17 protein-coding genes are annotated in these 18,924 nt (G+C 73.3%); 6 read left to right on the forward strand and 11 right to left on the reverse strand.

The window, feature by feature from the left end; all coding sequences use genetic code 11:
* Positions 1–181 precede the first annotated feature (181 nt).
* Complete coding sequence (locus IAG42_RS25625; protein WP_188339311.1) at positions 182–649, forward strand: RDD family protein; 468 nt, start codon at positions 182–184, stop codon at positions 647–649.
* 268 nt (positions 650–917) lie between these two features.
* On the opposite strand, the gene IAG42_RS25630 is transcribed toward IAG42_RS25625, so the two are convergent.
* The 4 genes from IAG42_RS25630 to lipB form a co-directional block, all read right to left on the reverse strand.
* Positions 918–1,619: a DUF4191 domain-containing protein gene (locus tag IAG42_RS25630; protein WP_188339312.1), complete on the reverse strand. Its 702-nt coding sequence runs from the start codon at positions 1,617–1,619 to the stop codon at positions 918–920.
* Positions 1,620–1,680: 61 nt separating this feature from the next.
* Positions 1,681–1,878 carry an SCO2195 family GlnR-regulated protein gene (locus IAG42_RS25635; RefSeq protein WP_188339313.1) on the reverse strand — a complete coding sequence of 66 codons (198 nt, stop codon included), beginning with the start codon at positions 1,876–1,878 and terminating at the stop codon, positions 1,681–1,683.
* Positions 1,879–2,144: 266 nt separating this feature from the next.
* Entirely contained in the window at positions 2,145–3,110 is a 966-nt protein-coding gene (lipA, locus tag IAG42_RS25640; protein WP_188339314.1) for a lipoyl synthase, read from the reverse strand.
* A 114-nt stretch (positions 3,111–3,224) separates the two neighbouring features.
* Entirely contained in the window at positions 3,225–4,040 is an 816-nt protein-coding gene (gene lipB, locus IAG42_RS25645; protein WP_188339315.1) for a lipoyl(octanoyl) transferase LipB, read from the reverse strand.
* Positions 4,041–4,262: 222 nt separating this feature from the next.
* Here lipB and IAG42_RS25650 point away from each other — a divergent pair, with 222 nt between their 5' ends.
* Positions 4,263–5,699, forward strand: a complete 1,437-nt coding sequence (locus tag IAG42_RS25650; protein ID WP_188339316.1) for a regulator — start codon at positions 4,263–4,265, stop codon at positions 5,697–5,699.
* A gap of 43 nt (positions 5,700–5,742) precedes the next feature.
* Here IAG42_RS25650 and IAG42_RS25655 read toward each other — a convergent pair whose 3' ends face one another.
* The 3 genes from IAG42_RS25655 to IAG42_RS25665 all read right to left on the reverse strand — a co-directional run bounded on the left by IAG42_RS25655 (position 5,743) and on the right by IAG42_RS25665 (position 10,377).
* Positions 5,743–7,959: a family 20 glycosylhydrolase gene (locus IAG42_RS25655; protein ID WP_223206157.1), complete on the reverse strand. Its 2,217-nt coding sequence runs from the start codon at positions 7,957–7,959 to the stop codon at positions 5,743–5,745.
* A 227-nt stretch (positions 7,960–8,186) separates the two neighbouring features.
* Positions 8,187–9,563: an NAD(P)/FAD-dependent oxidoreductase gene (locus IAG42_RS25660; protein ID WP_188339317.1), complete on the reverse strand. Its 1,377-nt coding sequence runs from the start codon at positions 9,561–9,563 to the stop codon at positions 8,187–8,189.
* A gap of 196 nt (positions 9,564–9,759) precedes the next feature.
* Entirely contained in the window at positions 9,760–10,377 is a 618-nt protein-coding gene (locus IAG42_RS25665) for a TetR family transcriptional regulator (protein ID WP_223206158.1), read from the reverse strand.
* A 141-nt stretch (positions 10,378–10,518) separates the two neighbouring features.
* Here IAG42_RS25665 and IAG42_RS25670 point away from each other — a divergent pair, with 141 nt between their 5' ends.
* Both IAG42_RS25670 and IAG42_RS25675 read left to right on the forward strand, forming a co-directional pair.
* Positions 10,519–11,322, forward strand: a complete 804-nt coding sequence (locus tag IAG42_RS25670) for an SDR family NAD(P)-dependent oxidoreductase (RefSeq protein WP_188339319.1) — start codon at positions 10,519–10,521, stop codon at positions 11,320–11,322.
* Positions 11,322–12,158, forward strand: coding sequence for an SDR family NAD(P)-dependent oxidoreductase (locus tag IAG42_RS25675; protein ID WP_188339320.1), 837 nt, complete (start codon positions 11,322–11,324; stop codon positions 12,156–12,158). The genes IAG42_RS25670 and IAG42_RS25675 overlap by 1 nt, the downstream gene beginning before the upstream one ends.
* A gap of 215 nt (positions 12,159–12,373) precedes the next feature.
* On the opposite strand, the gene IAG42_RS25680 is transcribed toward IAG42_RS25675, so the two are convergent.
* Positions 12,374–13,576 carry a MarP family serine protease gene (locus tag IAG42_RS25680; RefSeq protein WP_188339321.1) on the reverse strand — a complete coding sequence of 401 codons (1,203 nt, stop codon included), beginning with the start codon at positions 13,574–13,576 and terminating at the stop codon, positions 12,374–12,376.
* Between the two features lie 103 nt (positions 13,577–13,679).
* Here IAG42_RS25680 and IAG42_RS25685 point away from each other — a divergent pair, with 103 nt between their 5' ends.
* The gene (locus tag IAG42_RS25685) at positions 13,680–14,438 is read left to right on the forward strand and encodes a peptidoglycan recognition protein family protein (RefSeq protein WP_223206159.1); all 759 of its coding nucleotides are present in this window, start codon (positions 13,680–13,682) and stop codon (positions 14,436–14,438) included.
* 291 nt (positions 14,439–14,729) lie between these two features.
* On the opposite strand, the gene IAG42_RS25690 is transcribed toward IAG42_RS25685, so the two are convergent.
* The 3 genes from IAG42_RS25690 to IAG42_RS25700 all read right to left on the reverse strand — a co-directional run bounded on the left by IAG42_RS25690 (position 14,730) and on the right by IAG42_RS25700 (position 17,781).
* Positions 14,730–16,052, reverse strand: coding sequence for a hypothetical protein (locus IAG42_RS25690; protein WP_188339322.1), 1,323 nt, complete (start codon positions 16,050–16,052; stop codon positions 14,730–14,732).
* Between the two features lie 18 nt (positions 16,053–16,070).
* On the reverse strand, positions 16,071–17,192 hold the full coding sequence (locus IAG42_RS25695; protein ID WP_188339323.1) for a PP2C family protein-serine/threonine phosphatase: 1,122 nt from the start codon (positions 17,190–17,192) through the stop codon (positions 16,071–16,073).
* 88 nt (positions 17,193–17,280) lie between these two features.
* Positions 17,281–17,781, reverse strand: a complete 501-nt coding sequence (locus tag IAG42_RS25700) for a GNAT family N-acetyltransferase (protein WP_188339324.1) — start codon at positions 17,779–17,781, stop codon at positions 17,281–17,283.
* A 32-nt stretch (positions 17,782–17,813) separates the two neighbouring features.
* Between IAG42_RS25700 and IAG42_RS25705 the strand changes: the two genes are divergently transcribed.
* Complete coding sequence (locus tag IAG42_RS25705) at positions 17,814–18,701, forward strand: TIGR01777 family oxidoreductase (protein ID WP_188339325.1); 888 nt, start codon at positions 17,814–17,816, stop codon at positions 18,699–18,701.
* Positions 18,702–18,924: the final 223 nt, after the last annotated feature.

Below are 18,924 nucleotides of genomic sequence, written 5' to 3' on the forward strand. Positions count from 1 at the left end.
CCTACTCCCGGCCCGGGGAGGGGCGGGGTTGCAGCTCGGTCGTCCGGCCAGTGCGGTGGCCGACGCTCGGACCCGACCATAGGCAGACGGGATTTCTCAAGCATGACCCATTTGTTTCGCCGAAGTTAACCGGAGCGGGGGCACCGGACCCCTTCCGCAGCGCTGCCAGTACCGTGGATGCGTGGACAAGAGGGAAGCAATGGGATCGTGGCTGTCCGGGCCCCGCGAGGCCCTGGAGCAGTCGGGCGCGGACTTCGGTCACCGGGGTGAGCAGCTCGGGCTGCCCGAGCACGGACCCGGCTCCATCGCCCGTCCCGGGCGGCGCATCGGGGCGCTCGCCGTGGACTGGGCGCTGTGTCTGCTGATCGCATACGGCCTGGTCACGCACGGCTATGACCAGGCTACGAGCAACTGGGCGCTGCTCATCTTCTTCGTGCTCAGCGTGCTCACCGTGGGGACGATCGGTTGCACCCCCGGGAAGCGGCTGTTCGGGTTGCGGGTCGTCTCCGAGACGGGCGGCCGCCTCGGTCCCGGCCGGGTCCTGGCCCGCTCCGTACTGCTGTGCCTGGCGGTCCCGGCCCTCGTCTGGGACCGGGACGGCCGGGGCCTGCACGACCGGATGGCCAAGTCCGTAGAGGTCCGCATCTGAGCGTCGTCGGCTGACGGCCGGTGGGGCTTCTCGCGCAGTTCCCCGCGCCCCTGGAAGGCATGCGGCTTCGCCGCGCCTTCCCCAGATGAACGGCGCCCTGCACCTCGATCGGGGAAATGCGCCCGAAGGGCATGCATTTCAGGGGCGCGGGGAACTGCGCGACCAGCCACGACGAGACCCGCACTCGCGAACGCAACCGCCCCCGGCACACGAATAGGCGCCCCGAGCCGACTGGCTCAGGGCGCCATGAGTTCGGGTAGGACAGCGGCTAGCGCCCCCGTCCGCCCCCCTTGGGCATCCGCATACCCTTCGGCATCGGCCCCTTGGGCAACGGCATGTTCGACATCAGGTCACCCATGGCCCGCAGCCGGTCATTGGTCGCGGTCACCTGCGGCCCGGTGAGCACCCGGGGCAGCTTCAGCATGGTGGTGCGGAGCTTCTTCAGCGGGGTCTGGCCCTCGCCGTCGCCCACGATGATGTCGTGCACGGGGACGTCCGACACGATCCGCGCCATCTTCTTCTTCTCGGCCGCGAGCAGCGACTTCACCCGGTTCGGGTTGCCCTCCGCGACGAGCACGATGCCGGCCTTGCCGACGGCGCGGTGCACGACGTCCTGGCTCCGGTTCATCGCGATCGCCGGGGTCGTGGTCCAGCCGCGCCCGACGTTGTCGAGCACCGCGGCCGCCGCACCCGGCTGGCCCTCCATCTGCCCGAAGGCCGCCCGCTCGGCCCGGCGTCCGAAGACGATCGCCATCGCGAGGAAGGCCAGCAGGAAGCCGAGAATCCCGAGATAGATGGGGTGACCGATCAGGAAGCCGATCGCGAGGAAGACACCGAAGGTGACGATTCCCACAGCCGCGAGTACAAGACCGATCTTCGGATCGGCCTTGCGGGTCATCTTGTAGGTCAGGGCGATCTGCTTGAGTCGCCCGGGGTTCGCAGCGTCCGCTGCGGTTTCCTTCCTCGCCATGCCTGAAGTCTACGTGGCCGGGAAGCATCGTCGAGGTTCGGGGCACCGGCCCCGGGCTCGCTCAGCCCTCGGCGACGGCGGAGTCGAGCACCCGCTGGGCCTCGACGCGGTCCTTGGCGCGGCGGCGGTCCTCCAGGACGGAGGTCCAGGCGTTGCGCCGGGCGGTGCGCTGGCCGCCGCTCATGAGGAGCGACTCCACGGCCCGCAGGGCGTCGGTGAAGGTCGGGATGGCGGTGGCGCGAACGGGCGCGGCCTGCATGGTCGAGGTCCCCCCTCGGGAGCGGTTCACGGTGTGGGCCCCTGTCGGCACGGGTGCACGAGCGGTGATTTCAGGGTCACTCACTGGTGTTACCAGGCCGTGTCCGGACGGTCAAACACCTATGAAGCCTTGATGTGCGTGCCCCCAACGCATACGCGGCCCCGACGGTCCCCTCAACTGCGGGGACGGCCAGGGCCGCGCCGATCCGGCCGCTACCGGCCGGTAATGCTTTGTGCGTGAATTCACACGCGTGGTGTCCGGACGGTTCAGACGGCCTGCGAGGCCACGTACGCGCCGCGCTTCTCGATGGCCATCTGGTACAGGCGGCCGGCCCGGTACGAGGAGCGGACCAGCGGGCCCGACATGACGCCCGAGAAGCCGATCTGCTCGGCCTCGTCCTTGAGCTCCACGAACTCCTGCGGCTTCACCCAGCGCTCCACGGGGTGGTGGCGCACCGACGGACGCAGGTACTGCGTGATGGTGATGAGCTCGCAGCCGGCCTCGTGCAGCTGGCGCAGCGCCTCGGAGACCTCTTCACGGGTCTCGCCCATGCCGAGGATCAGGTTCGACTTCGTCACCAGGCCGTACTCGCGGGCCTCGGTGATGACCTTGAGCGAACGCTCGTAGCGGAAGCCGGGGCGGATGCGCTTGAAGATCCGCGGGACCGTCTCGACGTTGTGCGCGAAGACCTCGGGGCGGGACGAGAAGACCTCGGCCAGCTGCTCGGGGACCGCGTTGAAGTCCGGGGCGAGGAGCTCGACCTTGGTGCGGCCGTCGGCGCGCTCGGCGGTCTGGGCGTGGATCTGGCGGACCGTCTCCGCGTACAGCCAGGCGCCGCCGTCCTCCAGGTCGTCGCGGGCGACGCCGGTGATCGTGGCGTAGTTCAGGTCCATCGTGACGACGGACTCGCCGACGCGGCGCGGCTCGTCGCGGTCGAGGGCCTCGGGCTTGCCGGTGTCGATCTGGCAGAAGTCACAGCGCCGCGTGCACTGGTCGCCGCCGATGAGGAACGTGGCCTCGCGGTCCTCCCAGCACTCGTAGATGTTGGGACAGCCCGCCTCCTGGCAGACCGTGTGCAGGCCCTCGGACTTCACGAGGTTCTGCATCTTGGTGTACTCGGGGCCCATTTTCGCCCGGGTCTTGATCCACTCGGGCTTGCGCTCGATGGGGGTCTGAGCGTTACGGACCTCCAGGCGCAGCATCTTGCGTCCGTCGGGTGCGACTGCGGACACGACCGGCTCCCTAAAGCTTTGATTCCTCGGCGTACATCAGGGTACGCCCGTGACATTCATGGCCCTCACGGGTGGCCAACCTGTGGCCCCGGGGCCCTATTCCGGCCGGACCGGTCAGGCGGCGGTGCCGGCTGCGTCCCGCTCGACGACCCGCGGCTTCAAGTCGGCGTTCCCGAGCACGTCCTGCAGGTGCTTCTCCGCGATCGGCAGCACCTCGTCCATGGTGACCTCACGGCCCAGCTCGTACGAGAGCGAGGTCACACCCGCGTCGCGGATGCCGCACGGGATGATCTTGTCGAAGTTCGAGGTGTCCGGGTTCACGTTGAGCGCGAAGCCGTGCATCGTGACGCCCTTGGCGACGCGGATGCCCATGGCGCAGATCTTGCGGTCCTCGTGGCGCTGCCCCGCGTTCGACGGCGCGTACTCGGGGCCGACCAGGCGGTGGTCGAACTCCTCGTCCTCGCTGCTCAGCCGCGGGTCGAAGTCCAGCGAGAGGCCGCCGAGGCCCGTCCGCTCCTCGATCGGGTCGCCCAGGACCCACACGCCGGCCCGGCCCTCGACGCGGGCCGCCGTCACGCCGAACTCGGCGCAGACCGCGATCATCGCGTCCTCCAGGCGGCGCAGGTGCGCGACCACGTCCACCGGGCGCGGCAGCTTCTGGATCGGGTAGCCGACGAGCTGGCCCGGGCCGTGCCAGGTGATCTTGCCGCCGCGGTCCACGTCGATCACCGGGGTGCCGTCCAGCGGACGCTCCTCCGGGGCCGTGCGGCGGCCCGCCGTGTAGACGGGCGGATGCTCCAGGAGCAGACAGGTGTCGGGCACCTCGTCGGCGAAACGGGCGGCGTGCACACGGCGCTGCTCGTCCCAGGCGACCTGGTACTCGACCATGTCCGCACCGAACCCCATGCGGACGAACCGGAACTCACTCACGGCAAGTGCCTCCCTTAAAAACCTTCACCGTGCACATATCGCGCCCCGAGCCACTGTACGTCCGCCCGGATCGCGGGCCGCTGCGTCAGTGACTCCGTCCCATCGTCACACGATCGGATGAAGGCCTGGCCAGAACCCCGCCCAGACCTGGTATCGCCGCTAAATTCACGCCGTTCCAAGGGGGCTGCAGCGCGGCCCGGAAGGCAGGAGACCGCACAGCTGATGACGGAACGACCTCCGCAGCGCACACCGAACCGCCAGCTCGCCGCGCTCATCGCGGAGGCGGGTTTCTCCAACGCGGGGCTCGCCCGCCGCGTCGACCAGCTCGGTCTGGAACACGGTCTCGACCTGCGCTACGACAAGACTTCGGTGACCCGGTGGCTGCGCGGGCAGCAGCCCCGCGGCACCACCCCCGCGCTCATCGCCGAGGTGTTCACCCGGCGCCTGGGCCGCCGCCTGTCCGCCCAGGACCTCGGCCTCGACGCCTGCGCGCCCGTCTACGCGGGCCTGGAGTTCGCCGCGTCGCCCGAGGAGGCCGTGGACATCGTCAGCGGCCTGTGGCGCAAGGACTCCGGCAGCCACGCCGAGCTCCGCAAGATCGCCTTCACCCCCGCCGGGCTCGTCGTGCCCAGCCGGGACTGGCTGATCGGCCGCCCCGACGAGCGCGTCTCCCGCGGCGAGCCCCCGCACCGCGTCCCGACCCAGGGCCGCTCCGCCGTGCCCCGTCAGCGCGTGCAGACCGAGCGCGGCGCCGGACAGAAGGTCTCCGGCGGCGACATCGCGGCCCTGCGCTCGGTCGGCGAGCTGTTCCGCGCCCTCGACCACGCCTACGGCGGCGGCCACGCCCGCCAGGCCCTGGTGCGCTACCTGGAGCACGAGGCCGAGCCCATGCTGCGCGGCACGTACGGGGAGCAGACCGGGCGCAGGCTGTTCGGCGCCGTCGCCGATCTGACCCGGCTGGCCGGCTGGACCTCGTACGACATCGCGGCGCACGGGCTCGCGCAGCGGTACTTCGTGCAGGCGCTGCGGCTCTCGCAGGCGGCCGGGGACCGGGGCTACGGGTCCTACGTGCTGGTCACCATGAGCCGGCAGGCCGTCTACCTCGGGCACGGCCGGGAGGCGGTGCAGCTGGCGCGGGTCGCGCAGCAGGGCGTCGGGGCGGCTGCGCCGCCCGTGGTGCAGGCGCTGCTGCACTCGGTGGAGGCGCGCGGGCACGGGGTGCTCGGCGAGGTGCGGGCCTGCACGGCGTCGCTGGTGCGGGCCGAGCGGGCCCTGGAGGCGGCGCGGCCGGGGGACGAGGTGCCGCCGTGGGCGCGGTTCTTCGACGAGGCCCAGCTCGCCGACGAGTTCGGGCACTGCCACCGGGACCTCCAGCAGTACCGGGCCGCCGCGCAGCACGCCGAGCGGTCGCTCCAGCTGAGGGCGCCCGGGTTCGCGCGCAGCCGGCTGTTCTGCCGCGTCGTCCTCGCCTCCGCCCGCCTCGGCCTCGGCGAGCTGGACTCGGCGTGCGCCCTGGGCGCCGAGGCGGCCACCGCGGCGGCCGACATGCGTTCGGTGCGGGCGCACGAGTACGTCCGGGAGTTCGAGCGGCGGCTCGAGCCGTACCGCGACGCGGGGCCGGTGCGGGGGTACCGGGAGCGGGTCGCCGCGCTGGGGTGAGCGCGGGCGGTGCGGAGGGCCGGTCCTCCGCACCGCCAGGCCGTCAGTCGAGGCCGGCGACCTCCTCCGCGCTCAGCGCCTCGTCCCAGGTCCTCAGGTCGTCCAGGTCGCCGTGCAGGGACGCCTTCTCGGTGCCGACCGAACGCATCGGCAGCGGGATCGAGGCGTCGACCGCGCCGACCCGCTCCCCGTCCGCGTACAGGACGGTGCGACCCGGTGTCGCCACCCAGGTCAGTTGTGTCCAGGTGCCGAGCGGCAGCGTGTAGTCGAAGGAGTGGTCGGCCTTGCCGTACGCGGTCAGGCCGACCCGGCCGGTGCCGTACTGCTGGAGCTTGAGGGCGCCGGCCGAGGAGCTGAGCAGCACCTGGTCGGCGGTGCGGGCCGAGGGGCGCACCCACACCGAGACCGTCCACGGCTCCGCCACGTCGAGCCCGCCGAAGCCGACCCCGTCCCGGTCCGAGTCGAAGCGCCAGGCCTGCCCGTGCACCCCGTCGGCCACCGGCATCGGGTTGTTGATGATGTACGAGGATCCGGCCAGGTCACCGGCCGCGTCCTCGGCGTACAGCGTGTTGCCGGGGGAGCCCGCGTAGGTCCAGCCGGACGGGTACGGGGCCGGGTCGAAGGTCCAGTGGTGGCTCGGGCGGCCGTCGTCGACGCGGGGGCGCTCCGGCTGCGCGGTGATGCCGGGCGGGTCACCGATCAGGGCGGCGCGGGTGCGGAAGCCGGCGAGGGTGTCCGGGGTCGCGGTGCCGTTCCAGGCGCGGTCGGCGAGGACCGCGCGGGCGCCCGCCATCTGCTGCTCGAAGTACCCGTCCTCGGCCCAGAAGTTGTAGTCCGCCCAGTTGGTGAGACCCGAGCCGAGCATGTCGGCCGCCGTGCTGGGCTGCCAACTGTCGTACATCCACGGCTGGTTCGGATACAGGTGGTGGTAGTTGTTCGGCGTGACGTAGAACGGGCCGATGGCGATCTCGTCGTGGCCGGGGATGACCGGCTCGGAACCGGTGCCCTCCCAGGTGAGGAAGACGACCGGGCCGCGGACCTTCTGCTGCGGGGCCGTCATGTGCTCCGAACCGTTGTAGACGGCGGTGCGGCTGCCGTGCGCGGTGACGACGTCGTCCAGGGTGTTGATGTACCGGTTGAGCAGGTCGCCGAGCGTGGTGACGTCCGGGTCCTTCGCCAGATAGTCCTGGACCCGCGGGCAGTTCGCGAGCTGGCCCGGCACCTCCTCGGCGCCGATCGAGAAGAGCGGCGCGTCGAACCAGCCGGCGAACTCGTCGACGATCTCCTTCGTCTTCTCGACCGCCTTCTCACTGGTCATGTCGATGATCCAGTCGGGCGTGAGGTGCGAGTGGGTGTGCGCGGCCGTGCACGCGCCGGGGCCGTCGCCGAAGCCGATGCCGAAGGTGTCGCTGATCGCGGTCGCGTGCCCGGGTATCTCCAGGCCGGGCGTCAACTGGACGTGGTGGCGGGCCGCGAAGGCCTTCAGCTCCTCGATGTCGGCGCGGCTGTAGCTGTGCGCCGGGTCGGCGAGCCCCGGGAACTTCGGGCTGTAGAGCCGGAATCCCTCCGCCTCCGACAGATGCATCAGCAGCGTGTTGAGCTTCTGGTCGCCCATCCTGCGGATCAGGTTCTTCAGGTAGGGCATCGACCAGTACTTGCGGGCGGCGTCGATGTGCACCATGCGGACCGGCTGCGTGGGCACGTCCGTGGCGCGGGCCCGGGGGAGCGCGCGGTGCCCGTCCGGGTCGGTGGCGCGCAGGAGTTGGAGCAGGGTGCGGGTGCCGTAGTACAGGCCGTGCGTGGACGCGGCGTCGATGCGGACCGGGCCGTCCGCGCTGTCGAACGCGTAGCCCTCCGCGCCGAGCCGGTCCGCGTCGCGCAGCGCGAGCACGATGTCGCCGGGGCCCGCGTGCGCGGTGTCGCTCCCGATGCTCGGGGCGAGTCCGGTGACCGCCTCGATCTCGGTACGGAGCCGCTCCGCGAGGTCCTCGGTGTCCTGGCGCGCGGGGCCGGGGAACTCGGCGCGGCCCGCGGACAGGGCCCGCGCGTCACGGCTGCGCGGGTCTACCAGGATCCGGGACTTCTCGCTCAGCCGCACCGTGCCGTCGAGCGGGGTCCAGTCGGTGGGCCGGGGCACCACCGCCGGCGGACCGCCCCCCGGATCGTCCGCCGCGGCGGGGAGCACCGGCAGTACAGCTCCGATGAATCCGGCTACCAGGGCGAGGGTGGTGAGGAGCGGACCCGGGACACGTCTGCGCACGACTGCGACCTCCTGGACGGCTGATGGAGCCGACCGTAGAGGCGAGTTGAGGCGGTGACAAGAGATGCGACAGGGGTGCGGGGCCGGGAGGGAAGGCGGGGGAGCGGTGCGAGCCTGAAGGCGCCCGCCCCCGGTTCGTTCCACGGGGACGGGCGCGTCTTGGGGATGATAGGTCCGAGGGGTGACGGACCTTCAGGAGGGGTACGGAGACGGGGACGCGTAGGGGTTCAGGCCGCCGCCTCGCCCAGGGGCGGGGCCGTCGCCGGGTGTTCCGCGGGCGGTTCGGCGGACACGGGGACGGGGACGCCCAGATCGGCGAGGACCGCGTGCGCCGCGCGGCGGCCCGAGTGGAGGGCGCCCTGCACCGTGCTCGTCTCGCGGTGGTCCCCGCACACGTACAGGCCGTCGAGCAGCCGCACCGGACGGCGCGGGTCGTGCGGTGCGGGCATCGTGGGCACGGCCCGGGGCGTGTGGTGCACGGCGAGGGTCTCCCAGCCGGTCGTCGACGTGGCGTAGAGGACCGCGAGCCGCGCGCGCAGCGACGCGGGGTCGGGCGGCGGCCCGAGGACCACCGAGGAGACCAGGCAGCGGCCCGCCGGGGCGCGCGTCGGGTCGACCTGGCTGATCACGGAGGTGTGCGCGAGCGGCCCCGGACGGTCGGCGTCGAGCAGCAACACCGGCTCGGCGAGCGGCGGTTCGGGCACCGCGTGGTGCACGACGGTCACCTCGTGGAAGTCCGGCACGCGCAGCCCCGGCAGCAACTCGGCGGCGGCGACCGCGTCCGTGGCGACGACCACCGTGCGGCAGCGGACCCGGCCGTGCCCGGCGGTCGTCACGGAGTTGGTCGCGACGGAGGTGACGCGGACCCCGGTGTGCACGGTGCCCGGCGGCAGCCCGGCCGCGAGCCGCTCCGGCAGCGCGTCCGCTCCGCCCTCGGGCACGGCGAGCCCGCCGACGGCGTACGCGTGCAGGGCGAGATCGGCGGCCCGGCTCGACGTCGTCAGCTCCGGATCGCACAGCAGGGCCGAGAGCAGGGGCCGTACGAAGGTGTGGAGGGTCCGGGACGGCATGCCCCGCTCCGGCAGCGTCGCGCCGACGGGCCGCTCGGGCCGGGCGAGCAGATGCTCGGCCGGGGTCGCCGCGAGACGGGCCAGCGCCGTGCCCAGCCGGGCGTGGTCCAACTGGCCGCCGAGCGGGGGCCGGGGACCCCGCGCGGGCCGGGGGGCGCTCGCCAGGGCGCGCGCCGCGCTGAGTGCGCCCCTCGCGCGCCGGGGCCGGTGCGTGGGTTCCCCCGTGCGGTGTCGGCGGCCCTCGCCGTGCACGAGGACCCCGGGCGCGAAGGGACGCAGCGCGAGGCCCGCGAGTCCGTCGGTGCCGGGCAGGCCGGGGCAGGACGGGCACGGGCGGTGCGCGGGCGTCAGCAGCTGCCCGGTCCGGTCCAGCCGGAACCCGTCGATCTTCTCGGTGGACATGCGGCCGCCGACGCCGGCGGCGGCCTCCAGGACCAGGACGCTCACACCCGCCCTGGTCAGCTGCTGGGCCGCGGCCAGTCCGGCGACTCCGGCCCCCACGATGACGACGTCCGCGTGCGCGGGCTCAAGCACGTGCCCCTCCCCGAGGTTGCGCGGCTGATGTCTGGGGGCCTCATGCCCCTCGGCGCGGCCCGGTAACAGTCGAGTCCGCGTCGAGCTCGGTCCGCGTGCGTTTCGAGTTCGGATCGAGGTTAGGCGGAGCGCCGCGCGCGGGGAGTCGCGCGTCGGGGCGGCACGGATGCACCGGGCCGCCCGGGAGTGCGCCCCGTCACGCCCGGGGGCGCGTGAGGAGGTGCAGACAGCGGACGACGAGATCCGCGGGGGAGCCGGGTCCGGCGGTGTCGGCGTCGGTCGTCGACCAGGTCTCCAGGGAGATCCGGATCGCGTCCGTCGCGGCGGCCGCCAGCAGCGTGTTCTCCAGCGGGTCGGAGCCGGGCCCGGCCAGCGCGGCCACGACGGGGACCAGCTTCTCCTCCGACTCCTGGTTGACCCGGTACCAGACGGCGCGCAGCGCGGGGTCGTCCGCCGCCGCCCGCAGCAGCGCCCGGGTCCGCTCGAGGCCCTCGCGCGCGGCCTCGCCCGGCTCGGACAGGGCCGCGACGGCCGCCGCCTCCAGCGCCTGGAGCAGCGGGGTGCCCGCGGGGGTCGCCGCGAGCAGCTCGCGCCAGCGGTCGCCGCCCGCCGACAGGACCGGGCCGACGGCGTCCTGCTTGCCGCGGAAGTACCGGTAGAAGGTGCGCAGCGAGACCCCGGCGCGCTGTGCGATCGCCTCCGCCGTCGTCTCGTGGGGGCCCTGTTCCGTGAACAGGTGGACCGCCGAGCGGGCGATCTCCAGCTCGGTCGCGGCCTTGCGGCGTTCGGTCAGGGTACGGCGCTCGATGTTCACCGGACGTAGCCTAACCGGTCCACTGCCAGTACGGCGTGAAATGTCACTATGGCAAAACGTGTCACAAAGTCGTACTGTGCAAGTGAAGGAAAAACAGCGGACCGCCATCCACGGCCCGCGGACAGGAACGAGAGGCGCGCCATGACGAACACGAAGATCCTGAACCGCTACGAGGGACGCCGCGCCCTGGTCACCGGCGGCGGCTCGGGCATCGGCCAGGCCACCGTCCTGCGCATGCTCGCCGAGGGCGGCCGGGTCGTCGCGGCGGACATCAGCGAGGACGGTCTCAAGGACACCGTCGCCAAGGCCGGCGACAACGCCGAGCGCCTCACCACCCTCGTGGTGAACATCGGCGACGAGACCTCCGTACGCGAAGGCGTCGCGGCCGCCGTCGAGACCCTCGGCGGCCTGGACGTGCTGGTCAACGCGGCCGGCATCCTGCGCTCCTCGCACACCCACGAGACCAGCCTCGACGCCTTCGAGTCGGTGATCCGGGTCAACCTCACCGGCACCTTCCTCATGATCCGCGAGTCGATCCCGGCGCTCCTCGAGGGCAACGACTCGGCGGTCGTGAACTTCTCCTCCACCTCCGCGATGTTCGCCCACCCGTACATGTCCGCCTACGCGGCCAGCAAGGGCGGCATCCAGTCCATGACGCACGCGCTCGCCGCCGAGTACGCGAAGCAGGGCATCCGCTTCACCGCCGTCCAGCCCGGCTCCATCTCCTCCGGCATGACCGACGGCTCCGGCGCCAGCAAGCAGTCCGCGGGCCCCGGCCTGCCCGAGGACACCGACTGGTCGCTCTTCGCCAAGCTCGCGCCCGCCCTCGGCCAGGGCTTCGCCGGCCCCGAGACCGTCGCCGGCGTCGTCGCGATGCTCGCCTCCGAGGACGGCCGGTTCATCACCGGCACCGAGGTCCGCATCGACGGCGGGACGCACTTCTGATGACCCCCGCCGAGGTGTTCGGCGGGCGCACCGCCGTCATCACCGGGGCGTCCGCCGGGATCGGCGCCGGGTTCGCCCGGCACGCCGCCTCGCTCGGCATGAAGCTCGTCCTCGCCGACATCGCGGCGGACCGGCTCGCCGCCTTCGCCGACGAACTGCGGGCCGGCGGCGCCGAGGTCGAGGACGTCGTCACCGACGTCTGCGACCCGGCCTCCGTCGAGGCGCTCGCCGAGCGGGCCTACGCGCGCTTCGGCACCGTCGACCTGCTGCTCAACAACGCCGGGATCATGGCCATGGGGTACTCCTGGGAGATCCCGGCCGAGCGGTGGGACGCGGCGCTGCGGGTCAATGTGGGCGGATACGTCAACGGGATCCGGGCGTTCGTGCCGCGGCTGCTCGCGCAGGGCGGCAAGGCGTGGGTCGTCAACGTGTCGTCGGTCGGCGGATTCCTGCCCAGTCCGCTCATGGCGCCGTACAGCGTCACCAAGTTCGGGGCGCTGGCGCTCAGCGAGTCCCTCGCGTACGAGCTCCAGATGAAGGGCTCCGAGATCCAGGTCTCGGTCGTCTTCCCCGACTCCGTGCGGAGCGAGATATTCCGGGCGGCCGGGCCGGACGCGGAGACGCGGCCCGAAGTCGCCGGGTTCAACGCGCAGTTGCAGGCGCGGGCCGACACGGAGGGGATCTCTCCGGAGGAGCATGCGCGGCGGTGCTTCGAGCAGATCGCCGCGGGGCGGTACTGGGTGCTGCCGCAGCCCGAGATGGTCGAGGCGGCGCTTCAGCCCCGCACGGACATGATCCTCGGCCGCGTCAATCCGACCCTGCGGGTCGAGGTCTGACCCGGAGCGGGTTCGGGTTTCCAGGTCTGACCCGGAGCGGGGCGCCGCGGCCGGCCACGGGAGTGTGGTCGGGCGCGGCGCCCCGCCGTAGGGGCCGAGCATTGCCGCCGACCGCTGCGCCGTCGTGGTTGCTCGCGCAGTTCCCCGCGCCCCTGAAGGGCGCACTCCGTGCGCGCCGGGGGTGTGTCGGTCGTGGTCCGGAGTTGGTGGTGGGGTTATGGGGCGGTCGGGGATCCTGTGTTCACCGGCCTTGTCGCCGTCGAGGCTCGGTCGGCGTCCGGGGCTACCTCGGCGGCCGTCAGTACGTAACCCGTGCCGTCGTCCGTCGTGGAGCGGGCGAACACCACCCCGTAGACCCGGCCGTCGGTCGTCAGGAGCGGGCCGCCCGAGTTGCCGGGACGGACCGTGGAGCGGATCGAGTAGATCTCGCGCGTGACGCTGCCCGAGCCGTAGATGTCCTGGCCGCCGGCCCGGATCGTGTCCGCGACCGTCGCCGCCTGCAGATCCAGGCCGCCGTCCTGCGGATAGCCCGCCACGACCGCCGCGTCCCCGCGCGCCGCCGAACCGTCGAAGGGCAGCACGGGCGCCTTCAGATCCGGCACGTACAGCACCGCGACGTCCTTGTCCGGGTCGAACAGCACCACCTTCGCGGCCAGCGGCCGGCCGACGCCGCCCACCCGCACCGTCGGGTGGTCGATGCCCGCCACCACGTGCGCGTTCGTCATCACGTGCTCCCGCGCGTACACGAAACCGCTGCCCTCGCGGCCCTGGGTGCCCGACGCGCCCTCCACCTTCACCGTGCTCGCCGTCGCCGCCCGCGTCGCCGCGCGTGTCACGCTGTCCCCGGACGGCTTCGCGACCTCGGCCGACGGCTCCTGCGCGAAAGGGTCGAAGACCTGCGGGAACCCCGCCGAGGTCAGCGCCCCCGACGCCCGCGCGAACCACGCCGGAGTCGACGACGGCATCGCGTCCTGGACCGTCCCGAGCACCGCCGAACCCCGGATCGCCTGGTTCAGCGCCGTCGACGACGACGCCACGAGCACACTGCCCGCCACCCACGCCACGACCAGCATCGCCACGACGCCCGCCGCGGCCCCGCCGACCCCGTCCGCGACCCGCAGCGGCCCCGGCGCCCGGTCCATCTCCCCGCGCACCCGCACCGCGAGCCGTCCCGCGAGCGCGTGCCCCGCGACCGCCGGGAGCAGCACCCCGAGCACCGCCACCACCGTGGCCGTCGACGTCTCCGCCGTCACCGTCCGCATCACGAGCGGCAGCAGCCACACCCCCACCGCGGCCCCGCCCACGAACCCGGCCAGCGACACACAGCCCGCCAGCAGCCCCCGCCGGTAGCCGGACGCGGCGTACACGAGCGCCAGCACGAGCAGCACCGCGTCGAGTACGGAGAAGTGCAGGTTCATATCGGTGATAAACGCCCGGAGCGGCGGGGGCGGTTCCTCCGTTCGGCCCACGTGTGGCCGACCGCACAGGCCGGAACACCGGAACGGGCCGAGAGTGGAAGACGTGCGTGTCCTACGAGTGGTGCTCAGCTGTGTGCCCGGGGCGCTGGCCCTCGGCGCGCTCGTGCTGTGCGCGGTCACGATCCGCCCCGACGGGGCCCGTGAGCCCGGCGCGTCCTCCACCGAACAGGCCGCGGCCCGGCACTACGCCGCCCGGCCGCACATCGTGCCGCGCCGCGTCTGGCTCGCCGGCACCGAGACCTACCACCGCGATCCCGTCCGGTACGCCGACCGCGTCGAGGCCGTCTTCCTCCACCACACCGACACCCCGAACCGCTACGACTGCGCCGACGCGCCCCGCATCATCCGCACCCTGTACGCCGGGCAGGCCGGGGCCAAGGAGTGGGACGACATCGGCTACAACTTCCTCGTCGACCGCTGCGGGAACGTGTACGAGGGGCGGGCCGGCGGGGTCGACCGGCCCGTCATCGGCGCGCACACGCAGGGGTTCAACAAGAACACGACCGGGATCGCGGCCATCGGCACCTTCACCGAGGGCACGCCGGTGCCGCGGGCCATGACGGAGGCGATCGCCTCCGTCGCCGCGTGGAAGCTCGGGCCGGCCGGAGTGGATCCGCGCGGGCACGTCCGCCTGGTCTCCAGCAACAGTCTCAGCCGGTTCCCCGCCGGTACGGAGGCGTCGTTCTCGGCGATCTCCGGGCACCGGGACGGGTACGAGACCTATTGCCCTGGGCTTGCCCTGATGTCCCAGCTTCCCTGGATCCGCGATCGGGCGGCGGAACTCCAGGGGCGCTCCCGGTAGTCGGCCGACCGCGGCCCGGTGGGGGCTGGTCGCGCAGTTCCCCGCGCCCCTGAGATGCGCACTTCGTGCGCCCCAGGGGCCCGGTGGTCGCGCCCCGCGGCGGAGTCGCTGATCGGGCACAGCCCCGCGCCCCTGAGATGCGCACTTCGTGCGCGATCTCCATAGGGGCGGTGCCTCATCGGGGAAATGCGACGCGAAGCGTCTGCATTTCAGGGGCGCGGGGAACTGCGCGACCAGCCCCCACAAACCCGCAGCCGCCCGACGAGGGCACCCCGCAGACGAACCGGCGGATCAAGCCGGCCGGAGCGTTCCGCCCCCGGGGAGGCGGAACTTGCGGCCGCCGAGATCGGGACTGGCCGCACGGTCGTACGTGACGTCCGACCCGTTCCCGACCAGCACGTCGGACACCTTCACCCCGTCCCGCAGCTCCAGCTCCTCCACCTTGGAGTCCCCGTCCACGGACCACTTCGTGCCGCGCCCGAGCGACAGGGACGCCCCCGAGACCCGCCCCGTCAGCTTCGACGCCCCTTCCAGCCGCACCGACGCCGACCCGTCGGGCACGAGCACGTCCCCGCGCAGCTTCTCGTCCCGCGCCGAGAACGTCACGGACCCGCCGTCCTTCACCCGCAGCAGCGCCCCGTCGTCCGTCGTCAGATGCGCCCGACCGCGCAGCCGCACGTCCGCGACGCTCTCCCGCACGGTGAACAGGTCACCCTCGGCCGCCTCGATCGACCCGCCGGTCATCTCGAACGAGGTCTCGCCCGAGCCCCGCAGCAGCACCCCGCCCGCGGCCGCCGAAGAGCGCACGTTCTTCAGGGTCAGCACCCCGCCCGGCTCCAGCGTGAACGCCTCCGAGTTCGCCACGGTGAACAGCGTGCCCGACAGCGCCACCGTGCCCGCCGTCTGCACGCCCGGCGACCCGCAGCCCGCCGACGTCATCGTGCCACCGGACACCGTGACCTCCCCGCCGCCCGGCCCCGCCACGACCGGCGCCGACTGCGAGCCCGCCGTCCGCAGCTCCGTGTACCGCAGTTCGAGCCGGCCCCCGTGCGCGGCCGTGACGCCGCGCGCGGACCCGCCCGTCGCCGTGATCCGGTTGGCGCTCATGGTGGCCGAGCTGTCCTCGCCCGTCACGAACACGCCGGTCGACCCGCGCCCCGCCGTGTTCATCTCCCCGCCGGACAGCGTCAGCCCGCTCCCGTCGCGCACCAGCACCGCCGCGTTGAGCCCCCGGTCGCCCGAGGCCGCCGCCGAGGTCGTCGCGCCGCTCTTGCGGACCCCGGAGTCCCGCGTCTTCAGCGTCCCCCCGCCGGACACCAGCACGGCGGACCGGTCCGCGGTCCGCGCCCCGAACGGCTTGCCGCGCGGCGCCGTCGCCATCTCGCTGTCCACCGTGTAGACGGAGGTCCCCGCCGTGCCCGTACCGGCGTCCACGCCCGAGGGCAGCGGATCCGTCGCGCACCGCGCCCCGCTCGCCGTGGCCGCGGGAGTGGCCGCGGGCGGCGGCGTCGCCGTGCCGTCGTCGGAGCACGCGGCCAGCGCGAACGGCAGCAGCAGCACGGAAGCGGTGACCGCGACGCGCCGCGGTCGAGGCGCGAGTCCCTGGTAAGTCATGGGCCCTACGTTCACATTTCACGCCGCGTCCGGCACATCCGGGTCCTCCGGAGCGAACACCAACAGCGTCAGATCGTCCCGCACCGTCCCCGCGAACCGCACCACGTCCCGCCACACCGCGTCCGTCAGCTCGCCCGGATCCTCGTGGTCCGCGTCCATCAGCCCCGGCAGCCGGGCGGCCAGCGGATAGAACTCGCCCGCCCCGTTGCGCGCCTCCGTCACCCCGTCGGTCAGCGCCACCAGCCGGTCACCGGCCTCCAGCGGCACCGTCAGCACCTCCGGCGGCGCGACGCCCGCGACCCCGAGACCCAGCGGCGCCCCGGCCGGCACCGGCAGCTCCGTCACCCGCCCCTTCCGCAGCAGCAGCGGCGGCGGATGGCCGCAGCTGATCACCCGTACGAAGGAGGAGTCGTCCGGGAACTCGAAGAGGACCGCCGTCGCGAACAGCTCCGTGTGCTCATCCGGCCCCGCGTCCACCACGAGCCGCCGGTCGAGCCGCGCCGCGACCCCCACCAGCTCCCGCCGGTCCAGCACCGCCTCCCGGAACGCGCCGAGCAGCCCCGCCACCGTGCCCACCGCCGACAGACCGTGCCCCTGCACATCGCCGACCACCGCCCGCACCCCGCTCGGCCCGCGCCGCACGTCGAAGAAGTCCCCGCCCACCAGCGCCCCGCGCTGCGCCGCTCGGTACAGACCCGCGCAGCGCACCGAACCGACCTTCTCCGGCAGCGGCGGAAGGACCGCGAACTGGGCCGCCTCCGCCACCGTACGGACCGTCACCAGCTGCTCGTCGCGCCGGCTGCGCACCCAGGAGATGACCACGCTCAGCAGCGCCACGAACAGCACTGTCACCACGTCGCTGTTGCCGGGCCGCCCGAGATTCGACGCCGGCACCGCCAGCAGCAGCACCACGAGCCCGCCGATCAACGCCGTCGCGGCCGACCCGTAGGAGAGCGAGGCCAGCGGAGGGATCGCCGCCAGCAGGAAACCCAGCTCGATGCGGTCTTCCGTGAACAGCTGCACCAGACAGAGGAGCAGCAGGAGCACCCACGGCAGCACCCGCACCCAGCGCGGCGGCGGCGCCCCGCGCAGCCACGTGCGCTCCTGCCGGTCCCGGCGGCGCGCGACGGGCCAGTCCATACCGGGGCTCCCTTCGCGGCGGACGGGCGGCGCGTGGACCCGACGCCCTGCTACGAGCCTGCTACGAGTCGGGCACCGCCGCACGCCGTCACGGCAGCAGCGAGCGTCCCATCAGCACGTCGTCCACGTACTCCCCGGCCAGCAGGAACTCCTCCGGCAGCACCCCTTCGACGACGAAGCCCTCCGCCTCGTACAGCTTCCGGGCCGGGGTGTTGTGCCCCAGCACCCGCAGGGTGAGCCGGCGGGCTCCCTGCCGCCGCGCCTCCCCGACCGCCGCCCGCAGCAGCAGCCGGCCGACGCCCCGGCCGCGCGCCGACTCGTCGACGGCGAGGCCCTGGATCTGGCGGACGTGCGCGTTCGCGTCCAGCGGCGTCGGAAAACCGACCCGGACGTACCCGACGAGCCGGCCGCCGAGCTCGGCCACCAGGTGGTCGCGCGGCCCGAAACGCTCGGTGAAGAAGGGCTGGTACGGGGGCTGGTCGCGTGGCTTGACCGCGTGCAAGGTCGACCACGTCGCCCGGTCGAGGCGCCCCAGCGCCTCCTCGTCCTCGGGCGCGGCGACACGTATGTGGGGCCCTGGATCTGACATGCGGCTCACTGTACGACCGGCAGGATGGAGCCATGACACGAATTGCGGTGGCGGGCGCCTCCGGGCTCATCGGCTCGGCCCTCGTCCGCTCCCTGACCGCCGACGGACACGACGTGGTGCGGCTGGTGCGGCGCGCCCCGCGCGCGGACGGCGAGGTGCGCTGGGACCCCCGCCGCATGCGCGTCGACACGGCGGGCCTCGAAGGCTGCGAGGCGATCGCGAACTTCGCGGCGGCCGGGGTCGGCGACCGGCGCTGGACCGCCGCGTACAAGCGCGAGCTGCACGACAGCCGGGTCCTCGGCACGACCGCGCTCGCCGAGGCCGCGGCCTCGCTCACGACGCCGCCGCGCGTGTTCCTCAACGGCAGCGCCGTCGGCTACTACGGCGACACCGGCAGCCGCGTCGTCGACGAGTCCGCGCCCGCGGGGGAGGGGTTCCTGCCGTCCCTGTGCGTCGAGTGGGAGGCGGCCACGGCGGCCGCGCACCAGGCCGGGATCCGTACGGTGCTCGCGCGGACGGGGCTCGTCGTGGCCCGGCGCGGGGGTGCGTGGGGGAGGCTCTTCCCGCTGTTCCGGGCGGGGCTCGGCGGGCGGCTCGGGGACGGCCGGCAGTACTGGTCGTTCATCGCACTCGACGACCACGTCGCGGCCTTGCGGTTCCTCTTGGAGCAGGAGTCCTTGTCCGGGCCGGTGAATCTCACGGCTCCGGACCCGGCGACGAACCGGGAGGTGACGTCCACGATGGCCCGCGTCCTGCACCGGCCCGCCGTCCTCAACGTCCCCGAGTTCGCGCTCCGCGCGGTGCTCGGCGAAATGGCGGGCGATGTCCTCGGCTCCACCCGCGCGGTCCCGACGCGGCTCCTGGAGTCGGGCTTCACCTTCAAGCACCCGACGCTGCAGTCGGCCATCGAGGCTGCCTGAACACGTCTCGTCGCCGGGTGCGAGTGCGTCGTGGCTGGTCGCGCCCCGCGGCGGAGCCGCTGATGGACACAGTCCCGCGCCCCTGGAAGGCAGCGGCTTCGCCGCGCCTTCCCCAGATGAAAGGCCCCCCGCGTCTTGATCGGGGAAATGCGGCGCGAAGCGCCTGCATTTCAGGGGCGCGGGGAACTGCGCGAGAAGCCCCACCGGCCCGCACCCGGCGACG

This window comes from Streptomyces xanthii (genome assembly GCF_014621695.1).
Taxonomy (GTDB): domain Bacteria; phylum Actinomycetota; class Actinomycetes; order Streptomycetales; family Streptomycetaceae; genus Streptomyces; species Streptomyces xanthii.

Excerpts from the sequence above, each read along its gene's own strand:
- IAG42_RS25630 (WP_188339312.1), bottom strand. The coding sequence starts at position 1,619 with ATGGCGAGGAAGGAAACCGCAGCGGACGCTGCGAACCCCGGGCGACTC.
- IAG42_RS25635 (WP_188339313.1), bottom strand. The coding sequence starts at position 1,878 with ATGCAGGCCGCGCCCGTTCGCGCCACCGCCATCCCGACCTTCACCGAC.
- IAG42_RS25650 (WP_188339316.1), top strand. The coding sequence starts at position 4,263 with ATGACGGAACGACCTCCGCAGCGCACACCGAACCGCCAGCTCGCCGCG.
- IAG42_RS25670 (WP_188339319.1), top strand. The coding sequence starts at position 10,519 with ATGACGAACACGAAGATCCTGAACCGCTACGAGGGACGCCGCGCCCTG.
- IAG42_RS25675 (WP_188339320.1), top strand. The coding sequence starts at position 11,322 with ATGACCCCCGCCGAGGTGTTCGGCGGGCGCACCGCCGTCATCACCGGG.
- IAG42_RS25680 (WP_188339321.1), bottom strand. The coding sequence starts at position 13,576 with ATGAACCTGCACTTCTCCGTACTCGACGCGGTGCTGCTCGTGCTGGCG.
- IAG42_RS25690 (WP_188339322.1), bottom strand. The coding sequence starts at position 16,052 with ATGACTTACCAGGGACTCGCGCCTCGACCGCGGCGCGTCGCGGTCACC.
- IAG42_RS25695 (WP_188339323.1), bottom strand. The coding sequence starts at position 17,192 with ATGGACTGGCCCGTCGCGCGCCGCCGGGACCGGCAGGAGCGCACGTGG.
- IAG42_RS25700 (WP_188339324.1), bottom strand. The coding sequence starts at position 17,781 with ATGTCAGATCCAGGGCCCCACATACGTGTCGCCGCGCCCGAGGACGAG.
- IAG42_RS25705 (WP_188339325.1), top strand. The coding sequence starts at position 17,814 with ATGACACGAATTGCGGTGGCGGGCGCCTCCGGGCTCATCGGCTCGGCC.